The organism is Streptomyces sp. NPDC057616, from assembly GCF_042800575.1.
Classification (GTDB): domain Bacteria; phylum Actinomycetota; class Actinomycetes; order Streptomycetales; family Streptomycetaceae; genus Streptomyces.
The window spans coordinates 195697-207716 of the sequence record NZ_JBHVGU010000013.1; the positions used below are offsets into that span (position 1 = coordinate 195697).

The window sequence follows — 12020 nt, forward strand, 5'->3', positions numbered from 1 at the left end:
GCTGTCAGCTCCCGGACTCGATCGCGGCGGCGTCGGACTGAAGGGTCTTCATGGCCTTCGCGGGGGACAGCCCGGCCGTGGTGACGCGTTCCATCTGGGCGTCGCCCGCCGCCTGCACCTGTGCCCACTGGGGGGTGTTGGGCGGGGAGGTCACGTCCTTGAGCTGGCGGCCGAACACGGCCAGCTTGGCGTCGCCGGCGAGAGAGGGGTCCTTCCAGGCGCTCTGCACCGAGGGCAGGTCGCCGGTCATCCGGTACCACTCGGCCTGGGTGACGGGCTGGGACAGGAACTGCAGCACCTTCCACGCGGCGGTGGGGTTCTTGGCCTTCTTGAAGACGGTCAGGTCGCCGCCGCCGACGAAGGAGGTGTGGGACACGTGGCCGGGTACGACCGCGGTCGCGTACTTCTTCTCGAAGCCGGCGCCCCCGGCCTGGTTCAGCTGGCCCACTTCGTAGGATCCGCCGATGAACATGGGGACCTCGCCCTTGACGAACGACGACTCGACGGCGCCGGTGTCGGTGCTGGGTGTCGTGTCGGCGATGCCCTCGCTGAAGTAGCTGCGGAAGTAGGTGACGGCCTCCCGCATCTGCGGGGTGTCGAGCGTCCAGCGGCTGCCGTCGGCCGTGGTCAGCTTCGCCCCGTTGGACCAGGCGAAGGGCAGGAAGGCCTGGAAGTCCTTGGGTGGAAGGCCGATGCCGTACTTCGCCCCGGCCTTGCTCTGCAGCGCCTTGGCGAGCTTCTTCAGGTCGTCCCAGTTCTGCGGGGCGGAGGTGATGCCGGCCTTGCGGGCGAGGTCGGTGCGGTAGTAGAGCACCGGGGTGTCCACGTACCAGGGGATGCCCAGCGTCGCGCCCTCGACCTTGGTGGAGGCGACCGAGCCGGAGTAGAAGCCGGTGGCCCCGAAGTTGGCGGGGACGGCGGCGAAGGCGTCCGCCCTGCCGAACTCGCCCATCCACGTGGTGCCGATCTGGCCGATGTCCGGGGTGGTGCCGGCCGCGATGGCCGACTGGTACTTGTCGTGGGCGGTGCCCCACGGGATCGACGTCACCTTCACCGTGACGTCCGGGTTCTTCGCCTCGAACTTCTTCAGCAGGGAAGGCAGCCGGTCGGCCTCGGCGCCCTGGGCCCATATGGTGACGGTTCCCTTGGCCGCCCCCGCCTTCAAGGTGTTGTCGGCCTGCGGAGATTCCCCCTGGGCGCTGCGACCGCAGCCGGCCAGTGCCAGCCCTCCGCAGACAGCGATCGCCAGCATCACTCGGCTCCGTGGCATCGCGTGCCTCCTTCCTTGCTCTTCCTCATGGGTCCCGTACGTGATCGCACCCGGCCTTGGCAGGTGGGTCGCGGCGCTCGGCGTGCGGTACCCGGCCGGTCGGACCGTTCTCACGCAGGGGCGAGAACCAGCCTCGATCTAAGCGCTTAGATTTCCAGGCGCGTGCTGATGCTAAGCGCTTAGATTTGGGACTGGCAAGAGCCTGGCCGAAAGGGAGCGCAAGGGATTGTGTGCGGGGTGGGGGCGCTGACCTGTGGGCCTGGGACGGACGAGGGCGGACGGTCTTGGGCGGCGGCCCCGCGGGTCGGTGCCGGCTGGAGGCGCAGAGGGATCACGTACGGCGGCATGGTCGCCGGTGACCCTTGAGCCGACAGGGCGCGGACCTGCCTGGTCGGCACCGCCGCAGCCAGCAACCGACCAGACTTCACGCGCCGGAGCGGCGTGCCGGCGCTGTGCTCTCAGTACGCCCAGCGGGCGGACCGGGGCGGGCAGCCGCAGCTTTCGCGGAGTACCAGGTGGACCGGCAACTCCCGCACCTCCGGGGCGCGGCCTGGCTCCTCGATCGAGGCGGTGAGGATCTCCACCACGGCCTTGCCCATCTCCACCATCGGCTGCTGCACGGTCGTGAGCGCGGGCCGCACGATCCGCCCGGCGGCGATGCCGTCGAATCCGGTGACGGCGACCGTCCCGGGTACGTCGACGCCGCGGTCCGCCAGGATGTCCATGATGTCGAGGGCCACGTCGTCGGTGGCGCACACGAACGCCTCCGGCATCTCCAGATCGGCGGGCAGTTCCACCGCCGCGCGCCCGCGCGCGTCGATCCGCGTACCGGGCACCAGCGGTTTGCGCGGAACCCGTAGCCGGGCGGCCCGCAAGGCGTCGCGGAACCCGTCGAAACGGGCCCGCGCCTCGGAGGGGTTGAGCCCTCCGACGAACATCAGGTCCCGGCGCCCGTGGTCCCGCACCAGGTGCTCGGTGATCGCGCGCATGCCGCCCCGGTTGTCGACGGTGACATGACTCAGCCGGTCGTCCGTCGGCGGCTCCGACACGGAGACGACCGGGATCCGGCCGGCGATGTGCTCGAGCGACTCGGGCGGCAGGGTCTGGGGGAAGACCGCCAAGCCGTCCACCCGGCCGGCGACGTCGGTCACGAACGCGGCCGGATTGGCGTGGCTCGGCCCGCCGATCATCACCGCGTACCCGCGCTCCCAGCTGGCGATCTCCATGCCGCGCCGCACCTCGTCGGCGTAGAGCGGGAAGTCGCGGCACATCTCGTCGGGGCCCTCGCGCACCACGGGGACCGGTTCGCCGGGGGTGAGTACCGGGCCGGCCGTCCGGGTGGGCCGGGCCTCGACCAGGTAGTCGTAGGAGAAGAGGCCGAGGGCGCGGGTGCGGCCGTTGGCGAGGCCGCGGGCGCTGGCCGACGGGACGTACTGCAGCTCGCGCGCCGCGGCGTGGACCAGGTCGCGGGTGGACTCCTTCACCTTGTCCGGGCGGCGGAAGGTCATCGAGACGGTGGCGATCGACACGCCTGCCCGTTCCGCCACGTCGTAGACCGTCGCCGCCTTGGTCACCGAGCCCCCTAGTCCTGCCGCCGGACCGCGAGTTATGCGCTTTGATTTAGCGTCTCAACCTTACACAACGGGCCTGCTGCCTGGCCCGATCGCGCCAGGTGGTCGTCCACGGCCCGACTGTGCGGCCGGCGGCGATCCGGGCTGTGCGGCTTTCTGTGGCACGGCCGATTGGCAGCCTCCTTCGGTCCCCTGCCGGCTCCCGTCCGCGCCCTCCCCTCCCGCACAACTCACCCCACCTTCCTCGTTCACGAGTCTTGGCAGCGTCGAATCTAAGCGCTTAGAGTCGCCCCCGATCCCGCCGGTCTAAGCGCTTAGATCCATGGCGACTCCGGCGGCGATCCTGCCAATCCACTCAATCCACGCTTGCCCCCTTGAGGAGGTGGCTCGTGAGAACCCTCGGATCGGGAATCATCGCCGCGGCACTCGCCCTGCTGATCGGCGCCGGCCCGGCCATCGGAACCGCGCAGGCCGGCACGGACGCGCACGAGACGCATCGCACGGCGACGACCAGTTCGACGGTCGGCGACGAGGTGTCGCTGACGCCGTACGACCCGGCGCACTACACCGACCTCTACGCCGCGCCCGACGGCCCCGTCACCGGTTCGACGTACATCTTCGATCCCACCGCGGACTTCCGGGACCGGATCGCCCGCGACTTCACGCACATGCGCGTCGACCAGGGCATCAACACCATCGGCTTCTACAACCTCGTGCAGATGACGGACGCCGACCGCGACGCCATCTTCGACCAGCTCGAGACGAACCGTCAGAAGGCCGTGGTCCGCATCGAGTGGTACGACTCCGCGACCTTCGACTTCGACACGGGCGACCCCTCGCACGCCGACGCCGAGAGCGTCCTGCGCCACTACGGCAGCGACGACCCGGCGCACGGCTACACCTCCTTGTTCAACTACCTGATCCGCTCCCACCGGCTGGGCGACATCGCGTACTTCGCGCTCAACATGCCGGTCGACGACGGCACCGTGGCCGGTCACTTCGTCACGTCCCAGTACTCCGACGGGCGCAAGAACCCTGCCTGGGCCTCGAGTCAGGCCCCGTACGTCGACTACCTCATCTCCCGTCTGCGCGGCATCCTCGGCGCCGACGCCGACCTGTACCTGAGCGTCTTCTACGGCTGGGACCAGAGCTACCCGACGCCGTCCTACGCCGGCATCGCACATCCCGCCGACGGCTACTTCTTCAACAACTACAGCTATCCCGCGGGCGATCCGCCGGACGAGAACGCCACCACCTCGCAGCGCCTCAACCAGCCGCGGCTGCAGCGCGCCATGGACCTGATGATGAGTCAGTACCCCACCCAGCCCAAGGTGATCGAGTACGGCTTCCACACGGTCGACTACAACAACGGCGTGATCCCGGCCCAGACGGCCGGCCTCGTCAGGTCGCTCGCCGCCAAGCGGCTGGCGCTGCCCGAGACGACCGCCTACTACCGCGACGGCTCCTCGGGCGGGCGCCCCTTCAACGTCCGCGGCACGCTGTACTTCGCGCAGAACCTCTACAAGGAGGAGGGCGACCCCGCCGCGTGGATGGACTGGACGCTCGACTACCCGGCCACCGCCGCCATGGAGGCCGAGAACACGAGCACCGTCCGCTCCTACCGCAACGGCACCGCCGTCGCCACCGCCGACTTCGCCGACCGCTCCGCCTCCGGCGGCCGGGCGGCCACCCTCGCCGGACCCGGCTCGGCCCTCGCCTTCTACGACCTGGCCGACGCCTCCGTCGTCCAGCTCCGCTACCGCTCCGACCGGGCGGCCACCCTCCACATCTCGGCCTGCGGTGGCGCGCCCCGGACGGTTCACCTGCCGGCCTCGCACAGCTGGCGCGCGGTCTCCATCCCCTTCGACGTCCCGTTCCAGGGCTCGGTCCGGCTCACGCAGGTCAAGGGGCAGGGCACGGCCGTCGACTGGCTGCGACCGCTGCCCGGGTACGAGGCGGAGACGGGCACGGCACACGGCACGGTGGCGACCGCCGGCGGATCGACGGTCACCCTGCCCGACGGCCGTGCCTCCTCCGTCACCTTCCGGCCGGTGCACGGCGGCAGCAGGATCACCCTGCGCTACGCCGCCGCCGAACCCGCCGACGTCACCGTGGCCGTGAACGGCAGGTCCCACGCCGTGCACCTCGCCGCGACCGGCGGCACCGGCACGTACGCGGACGGCATCCTCGCCGTCGACGTGCCGAGCGGCGCGCGGGTGGCCGTGGAGCGCACGGGTCGCGGCACCGGCGGCGGTGACCTGGTCCTCGACCGTCTCTCGATCGACGGACAGTACGAGGCCGAGGCGCAGAGCGGGCTCTACAACGGCGCCCACGCGGTGGCGGACGCCCGGGCCTCCGCGGGCGGTGTGGCCACCTCGTTCGACGTGACCGGCGCCTCCGTCGTGGTCCCCAAGGTGATCGAGGGCGGCACCGTCGCCTTCCGCTACCGCAGCACCAAGGACGCGCGCATGACGCTCATCGTCGGCGGATCCACCACGCCCGTCGAATTCCCGGACACAAAGGGAGAGTTGGCCACGGTCGCCGTGAAGGACGCCGTACCCGCGCAGGCGACGCTCATCCTGCAGCGCAACGCCGGCGACAGCGCGGTCGGGCTCGACGTGGACTGGGTGAAGGTCTCGGGCTGAGCCACTCCCCGCACGGGCGGGCGCGGCACCGGTCCGGTGATTCCATCCCGGCGCCGGTGCCTCGCCCACCACGGGTGTTCACCGGCCCGCCCGGGCCAGGGTGACTGCTCCGGCTCACGCGTCAGGACGCCCCGCTCGTCGTCTGCGGCTGCTGCGTGGTGGCTCCCGGTGCGTTGGCCGGGGCCTGGGGCTGGTCGTGGCCGCGGGACGAGTGCTCGACGGCGTCGGAGGCCAGTGAGGAGACGCTGGGCAGGACGTGCGCGTAGCCGGCGCCGAGCAGCAGGGCCGCGGCTGTCGCGGCGGTGGCGGTCCTGCGGGTCGTGGTGCCCACCCGCAGGAGCCCGCGTTCGCGCCGCCGCACCGGGTCGGGCTCGCGTGTGGGTTCGTCCATGGGCCGGGGCCTCCTTCGGATGAAGTCGGTGCCGCGAGGCCGTCGCCGGGGCTCGCGGACGCCCTGTCCCCAGCTTGCGCTTCGGCACGTCGGAAGGACGTTGGGGAAAAGTTCAGATGTGGCAAAGGCGGGCGAACGCGGCGGTGCCCCCCGTCCGCGTGCCGCCCTTCCGCCGATCCGGGATGCCGCTCGCGCCGTCCTACGCTTGGTGCCGTGGAACAGGAAAGCGGCCCTCGGGCCGATCCCGACGCGTACACCGTGCTCGTCGTCGAGGACGACCCCGGTCTCGCCGGATCGCTGTTGCGCGGCCTGAACCGGGCCGGCTACCGGGCCAGCAGCGCCGACACCGCGCGGGGCGCACTCACCCACGCACCGTCGCCCGACGTGGTCCTGCTCGACCTCGGTCTGCCGGACATGGACGGCATCGAGCTCTGCCGTCTGCTGCGGCGGCGGTCGGACGCGGCGATCATCGTGGTGACCGCGCGCGGCGAGGAGGGCGACCGCGTCGCGGCCCTCGACGAGGGCGCCGACGACTACCTCGTCAAGCCCTTCGGGCTGGCGGAGCTGCTGGCCCGGATCAGGGCCGTGCTGCGCCGCACCCGCCCCTCCGCGCCGGAACTGCTGACCCACGGCCCGCTCGTGGTCGACCCGCGCACCCGCAAGGTGACCGTCGGCGGGGAGGAAGTCGCGCTGACGCCCAAGGAGTTCGACATCCTCCAGTGCCTCGCCGCCGACCCCGGCCGGGTCGTGACACGCCAGGAGATCCTGGAGCGGGCCTGGGACGCGCACTGGTACGGGCCCACGAAGGTCCTGGACGTCCACATGGCCGCGCTGCGCCGCAAGCTGGGTGTGCCCGGTCTGCTCGAGACGGTCTACGGTCGGGGTTTCCGTCTCGGCGAGGTAGGACCGGTGCGGTGACCCGCCGTATCGCTCTCAGCGTGCTCGCCCTCATCACCGCGATTCTGGTGCTCGCGGTCGTGCCGCTCGGGCTGCTCATGACGGAGCGCGAGCAGACTTCGTTCCGCGACGAGGCGGCCGCGAAGGCACGGGCGATCGCCTCGGCCGCCGAGGAGCACCTGTCGGACCGCAAGTCCGACGCGCCGGCGCGCGCCCTCGTCGAGGAGGCCCACGAGAGGGGCGACTGCGCGACGGTCTACGACAGCGCCGGCCACGAGCTGCTGTCGACGTCCTGCTCCGACGTGGCCGAGGACGATTCCGCGGGGCTCGTCTCCTCGGTGCTCGCCCATCCCGACACCCGGGTGCTCCAGGACGACCAGTGGCTGACCACCGCCGTACCGATCGGCGACGCGTCGGATCCCGTCGGAGTCGCCGTCCTGAGCCGGGCCGCCGACCCGCTGCACGACCGCATCCTCGCGATGTGGGGCTGGCTCACGCTGATCGCCGTCGGCGCCCTGGGCACCGCCGTACTGATGTCCGTGCTGCTGGCGCGCTGGGTCGGCCGTCCGCTGCGGGTGCTGGACGACGCGGCACAGCAGCTGGGGGAGGGGACGCTGGACGCGCGGGCACCGGACGCGGAGGGACCCCAGGAGGTGCGCCGACTCGCCGCGACGTTCAACACGATGGCCGCGCGCACCGAAGCCCTGGTGCACGGTCACCGCGCCGTGGTCGCAGACGTCTCGCACCAGCTGCGCACGCCGCTCGCGGCGCTCCGGCTGCGGCTCGACCTGCTCGCCGCGGACGCGGAGGGGGACACGGCCACGGAACTGGCCGACGCGCAGGGGGAGATCGCCCGGCTGTCCCGGCTGGTGGACGGCATGCTGGCCGTGGCGCGCGCCGAGCACGCGGTGCCGCGCCCGGTGCAGGTGCGGGTGGACCGGCTGGTGGCCGAGAGGGTCGCCGCCTGGGAGCCCGTCGCCGACGCGGGCCGGGTCCGGCTCGTCGCCGAGTGCCGGCCAGGACTCCTGGCGTTCCTCGGAAAGGGCGATCTGGAGCAGGTGCTGGACAACCTGGTCGCCAACGCCCTCGACGCGGTTCCGGAGGGCGGCCAGGTGCTGATCACCGGCAAGCGGCAGGCCGGGACGGTACAGCTGCGGGTCGTCGACAATGGTCCCGGGATGACCCGGGCGGCGCGGGACAGCGCGTTCCGCAGATTCGGCAACCACGAGGCGAGCGGCACCGGGCTGGGCCTTGCCATCGTCCACCGGCTGGTCACGGCCAACGGCGGCACCGCCGAACTGCTGGACACGCCCGGTGGCGGGCTGACCGTGGCCCTGACCCTGCCCGAGCCGAGGCGCGGGCGCGACCGCAGCGGCGGGCGGGCTCAGCGCGGCGGTCCGGCGGCGAGCGACACCTGAATTCCTCCGAGAGACGTGCCCTGGCCTGCGCGTCTTGGCATCTTTGCGGGTTCTGAAGGATTCCTGAACCGGTTCCCGACGTCCGCCTGCGCAGGCTTGAGGGCGGACAACCACAGGCCCAGGAGGAACCATGTCCCACCCCGACCACCCCACGCGGTCCGGTGCCGTACGGCGCCGGGAGCGCGGTCTGAGCCGGGTCGGAAGCACCACCCGCTGGGTGGCCGTCGCGGCGGCGGCCGGCTCCGTGGCGCTCGCCACCGGGTACGCCCAGGCGCTGCCCGGAAAGTCCTCGCCGCCGTCCGGGAACACCACCGGGACCGGGACGCCCGCGCCCACCACGCCCGGGCCCGCCTCGAGTGCGCCCACCGCCTCGCGGCCCCCGGCTCACGCGGCGGCCCCGTCCGGAACCTCCCACCCCCCACGCACGACACCGCACGTGAGCGGGCCGAAGCGCACGACCCCCGCCGCGCCGCCGACCACGCATGCGGCGTCGCCCGCACCCACCGCCAAGAGCCCCACACCGACGCCGCAGCCCTCCCACACCACGTCGGGTTCGTCATGACCGCCGCCACGGAACCGGCGTCGGTCTCCTTCCCCGCGCTCGGCACCACCGCCTCGCTGCTCGTCACCGACCCGGGCGCGCTGGACGCGGCACGACAGGTCCTCGACGCGGAACTGGCCGCCATCGACCTGGCGTGCAGCCGTTTCCGCCCCGACTCGGAGCTGTCGCGCGCCAACGCCGCGTCGGGCGCCGTCCGCCGGGTCGGCGAGCTGTTCGCCGAGGCACTGGACGTCGCCCTGCAGGCGGCCGAGGTGACCGAAGGCGTCGTGGACCCCACGGTCGGCAGCGCCGTACGCGCGCTGGGCTACGACGTCACGTTCACCGCGCTGCGACCGCAGGACGTGAGGCCCGTCCGCGTGGCCGGACCGGCCGCGGGCTGGCGGGCGGTGGAATGGGACCGCGCCGCACGCCGGCTGCGGCTGCCCGCGGGCATCGTGCTCGACCTCGGGGCGACCGCCAAGGCCCTCGCCGCGGACCGGGCCGCCCGCCGCGCGGCCGAGGCGACCGGCTGCGGTGTCCTGGTCAACCTGGGCGGAGACCTCTCCGTCGCGGGCGACGCGCCGCCCGGCGGATGGCGGATCGCCCTCGCCGACGACCACGCGGCCCCCGGCAGCGAGGGCCGGCCCACGGTGAGCGTCACCGGGGGCGGACTCGCCACCTCCGGCACCGCCGTGCGCACCTGGCGCCGCGGCGGACGCCAACTGCACCACATCGTCGACCCGTTCACCGGCGACATCCCCACCCCAGTCTGGCGTACGGTCAGCGTCGCCGCCGCCAGTTGCGTGGCGGCCAACACCGCCAGCACCGAGGCCGTGGTCCTCGGCGAACGGGCCCCGGCCCGTCTGCGCGCGGCGGGACTGCCCGCGCGCCTGGTCCGCGTCGACGGAAGCGTCGAGCGGGTGTGCGGCTGGCCCGAGGACACCGTAGGGGGCACCCGGTGAGCGCCCTCGTCACGCTGGCCGCCGCCGGCCCCAGCCCGCTGTGGTACGCGACCCGCGCGGGCGGCACCGTCGCCCTGGTCCTGCTCACCGCCACCGTCGCGCTCGGCATCGCCGTGGGCGGCCGGTACGAGCCGCGGCGGCTCGCACGCTTCGAGGTGAGCGCGCTGCATCGCAACCTGTCGGTGCTGACCCTGGTCTTCCTGGCCCTGCACATCGTCACCGCGCTCCTGGACACCTTCGTCCACCTGGGCTGGCTCGCGACGGTGGTGCCGTTCGTCTCCTCCTACCGGCCGCTGTGGGTGGGGCTCGGCACGGTCGCGTTCGACCTGCTGCTCGCGATCGCCCTCACCAGCGCCGTGCGGCTGCGCCTGGGGCAGCGCCGGTGGAAGGCCGTGCACTGGCTGGCCTACGGCGCCTGGCCGGTGGCGGTCTTCCACGCCGCCGGAACCGGCACCGACACCCGGCTCGCCCAGCAGCTCGCCCTGTACGCCGGCTGCCTCGCCCTCGTCGTGGGCGCGCTCTGGTGGCGTCTGTACCACGCGGGTCCCGGCCGGGTCGCGGCACGGCTGTGGGCGGGTGTCACCGCGGCGGCCGTACCCGTGGTGCTGGCCGCGTTCATGAACTCCGGTCCGCTGCAGCCGGGTTGGGCACACCGCGCGGGCGGGACCGCGCCCGTGGCCACGGTAGGCGGACGACCGGCGCCCACGCCGGCAGACGACGGGGAGGCTCCGCATGACTGACGCGATGACCGACGGACGTACCGACCTGCGGGTCGGTGACGGCAGTGACGGCATGGTGGGCCCGTTCGGCTCCAGGCTGCTGCACGGCTGGTACGCCACCGGCGGCCCGGCCGATGTGGAGGAACACCTCGGCCGCTACGGTCCGCCGCCCTTTCCCCGTACGGCCGACGCCGCCGGCCGGCTGGTGCGCGCGGTGGAGGACGCCGGGCTGACCGGCAGGGGCGGCGCCGCCTTCCCCACCGGCCGCAAGATGCGGACCGTCGCCGCCGGCAAGGGCACCGCCGTGGTCGTCGCCAACGGCATGGAGAGCGAACCCGCCAGCAGCAAGGACGAGACCCTGCTGGACCTCGCCCCGCACCTGGTGCTCGACGGCATCGCCCTGGCCGCCGCCGCGGTCGGTGCGGACGAGGCGCACCTGTGCCTGCCGCGCACCCGGCAGGATCAGGCACGCGCCCTGCGCGAAGCCGTCGAGGAGCGCCGCCGGCTGGGCCTCGACTGGGTCCCGGTCGTGGTGCACGAACTGCCCCACCACTACGTCTCCAGCGAGGAGTCGTCCCTGGTGCGCCGGCTCAACGGCGGCGACGCCCGCCCGCAGGCCACCCCGCCGCGCCCCTTCGAGAAGGGGGTCGGACGCCGACCCACCCTGATCGACAACGTGGAGACCCTGGCCCACCTCGCCCTGATCGCCCGCTACGGCCCCGGCTGGTTCCGCGGTGCCGGACGTCCCGACGCCCCGGGCACCACCCTCGTCACCCTCTCCGGTGCGCTGCACACCCCCGGCGTGTACGAGGTGCCGATGGGCCTGCCGCTCGACGAGATGCTGGACATCGCCGGCGGTGCCTCGCAACCCCTCGGATCCGTGCTGCTGGGCGGCTTCTTCGGCAGCTGGCTGCCGGCCGAGCAGGCGCTGCGGCTGCCCTTCGCCAAGCCGGACCTGGCGGCGCTCGGTGCGGGACCCGGTGCCGGTGTGGTCGTGGCCCTGCCCGCCCACGTCTGCGGACTCGCCGAGGCGGCCCGCGTGCTCGACTACCTCGCGGCGCAAAGCGCACGGCAGTGCGGACCGTGCCGGCTCGGGCTGCCGGCCGTAGCGGCGGACTTCGCCGAACTCGCGCACGGCCGGTGCGACCCACGGCAGCTGCAGCGGCTGGAGACCCGCGTCGGACTGCTCGCAGGCCGGGGCGCCTGCCGGCACCCCGACGGCGCGTCACGCTTCGCCGCGACGGCCCTGCGGGTCTTCGCCGACGACGTGCACCAGCACTTGAGGTACGGACCCTGCGCGGCGGCCGGATACGCACCCGTCCTGCCGCTTCCGCACACACCCGCGCCCGGCGAACGGGACTGGAGGTGACCGCCATGACCGCGATTTCTTCCGGCTCGCACACCGTCGGAATCGACCGCATCGCCTGCGACGGCTACGGCCTGTGCGCCGAACTCCTCCCGGAACTCATCGAGCTGGACGAATGGGGCTACCCGATCGTGGGATCGGCCCCGCTGACGGGCAAGGCCCTGGCGCACGCGCGGCGCGCGGTGGCCGCCTGCCCGGCGCTGGCCCTGCGCCTGGACCGGGCGCCGAAGGGCTGACGGA

11 protein-coding genes are annotated in these 12020 nt (G+C 73.2%); 8 read left to right on the forward strand and 3 right to left on the reverse strand.

Translation table 11 applies throughout. The annotated features are described in order from the left end of the window. Nucleotides 1-4: 4 nt before the first annotated feature. Both ACFU97_RS18630 and ACFU97_RS18635 read right to left on the reverse strand, forming a co-directional pair. On the reverse strand, nucleotides 5-1270 hold the full coding sequence (locus ACFU97_RS18630) for a sugar ABC transporter substrate-binding protein (RefSeq protein ID WP_384257462.1): 1266 nt from the start codon (nucleotides 1268-1270) through the stop codon (nucleotides 5-7). 458 nt (nucleotides 1271-1728) lie between these two features. Next, the gene (locus tag ACFU97_RS18635) at nucleotides 1729-2844 is read right to left on the reverse strand and encodes a LacI family DNA-binding transcriptional regulator (protein ID WP_384257465.1); all 1116 of its coding nucleotides are present in this window, start codon (nucleotides 2842-2844) and stop codon (nucleotides 1729-1731) included. Between the two features lie 386 nt (nucleotides 2845-3230). Here ACFU97_RS18635 and ACFU97_RS18640 point away from each other — a divergent pair, with 386 nt between their 5' ends. Further along, entirely contained in the window at nucleotides 3231-5486 is a 2256-nt protein-coding gene (locus ACFU97_RS18640; protein WP_384257468.1) for a hypothetical protein, read from the forward strand. A 121-nt stretch (nucleotides 5487-5607) separates the two neighbouring features. On the opposite strand, the gene ACFU97_RS18645 is transcribed toward ACFU97_RS18640, so the two are convergent. After that, the gene (locus ACFU97_RS18645) at nucleotides 5608-5877 is read right to left on the reverse strand and encodes a hypothetical protein (protein ID WP_384257471.1); all 270 of its coding nucleotides are present in this window, start codon (nucleotides 5875-5877) and stop codon (nucleotides 5608-5610) included. Nucleotides 5878-6090: 213 nt separating this feature from the next. Here ACFU97_RS18645 and ACFU97_RS18650 point away from each other — a divergent pair, with 213 nt between their 5' ends. From ACFU97_RS18650 to ACFU97_RS18680, 7 genes are all read left to right on the forward strand, one after another. Further along, nucleotides 6091-6795: a response regulator transcription factor gene (locus tag ACFU97_RS18650; RefSeq protein ID WP_384257474.1), complete on the forward strand. Its 705-nt coding sequence runs from the start codon at nucleotides 6091-6093 to the stop codon at nucleotides 6793-6795. After that, entirely contained in the window at nucleotides 6792-8192 is a 1401-nt protein-coding gene (locus ACFU97_RS18655) for a sensor histidine kinase (RefSeq protein ID WP_384257477.1), read from the forward strand. The genes ACFU97_RS18650 and ACFU97_RS18655 overlap by 4 nt, the downstream gene beginning before the upstream one ends. A 130-nt stretch (nucleotides 8193-8322) precedes the next feature. Beyond that, the gene (locus ACFU97_RS18660; protein WP_384257480.1) at nucleotides 8323-8754 is read left to right on the forward strand and encodes a hypothetical protein; all 432 of its coding nucleotides are present in this window, start codon (nucleotides 8323-8325) and stop codon (nucleotides 8752-8754) included. Further along, a complete protein-coding gene (locus ACFU97_RS18665) occupies nucleotides 8751-9695 on the forward strand; it encodes an FAD:protein FMN transferase (protein WP_384257483.1) in 945 nt (314 codons plus the stop codon). Before ACFU97_RS18660 ends, ACFU97_RS18665 begins: the two co-directional genes overlap by 4 nt. Then, nucleotides 9692-10435 carry a ferric reductase-like transmembrane domain-containing protein gene (locus ACFU97_RS18670; protein ID WP_384257486.1) on the forward strand — a complete coding sequence of 248 codons (744 nt, stop codon included), beginning with the start codon at nucleotides 9692-9694 and terminating at the stop codon, nucleotides 10433-10435. Before ACFU97_RS18665 ends, ACFU97_RS18670 begins: the two co-directional genes overlap by 4 nt. Beyond that, on the forward strand, nucleotides 10428-11783 hold the full coding sequence (locus tag ACFU97_RS18675) for an NADH-ubiquinone oxidoreductase-F iron-sulfur binding region domain-containing protein (protein WP_384257489.1): 1356 nt from the start codon (nucleotides 10428-10430) through the stop codon (nucleotides 11781-11783). The genes ACFU97_RS18670 and ACFU97_RS18675 overlap by 8 nt, the downstream gene beginning before the upstream one ends. A gap of 5 nt (nucleotides 11784-11788) precedes the next feature. Next, the gene (locus ACFU97_RS18680; RefSeq protein ID WP_384257492.1) at nucleotides 11789-12016 is read left to right on the forward strand and encodes a ferredoxin; all 228 of its coding nucleotides are present in this window, start codon (nucleotides 11789-11791) and stop codon (nucleotides 12014-12016) included. The last annotated feature ends 4 nt before the right edge of the window (nucleotides 12017-12020 follow it).

Bases quoted from the DNA above. Each gene is read 5' to 3' on its own strand.
- ACFU97_RS18630 (WP_384257462.1), bottom strand. From the start codon at position 1,270: ATGCCACGGAGCCGAGTGATGCTGGCGATCGCTGTCTGCGGAGGGCTG.
- ACFU97_RS18675 (WP_384257489.1), top strand. From the start codon at position 10,428: ATGACTGACGCGATGACCGACGGACGTACCGACCTGCGGGTCGGTGAC.
- ACFU97_RS18665 (WP_384257483.1), top strand. From the start codon at position 8,751: ATGACCGCCGCCACGGAACCGGCGTCGGTCTCCTTCCCCGCGCTCGGC.
- ACFU97_RS18645 (WP_384257471.1), bottom strand. From the start codon at position 5,877: ATGGACGAACCCACACGCGAGCCCGACCCGGTGCGGCGGCGCGAACGC.
- ACFU97_RS18680 (WP_384257492.1), top strand. From the start codon at position 11,789: ATGACCGCGATTTCTTCCGGCTCGCACACCGTCGGAATCGACCGCATC.
- ACFU97_RS18660 (WP_384257480.1), top strand. From the start codon at position 8,323: ATGTCCCACCCCGACCACCCCACGCGGTCCGGTGCCGTACGGCGCCGG.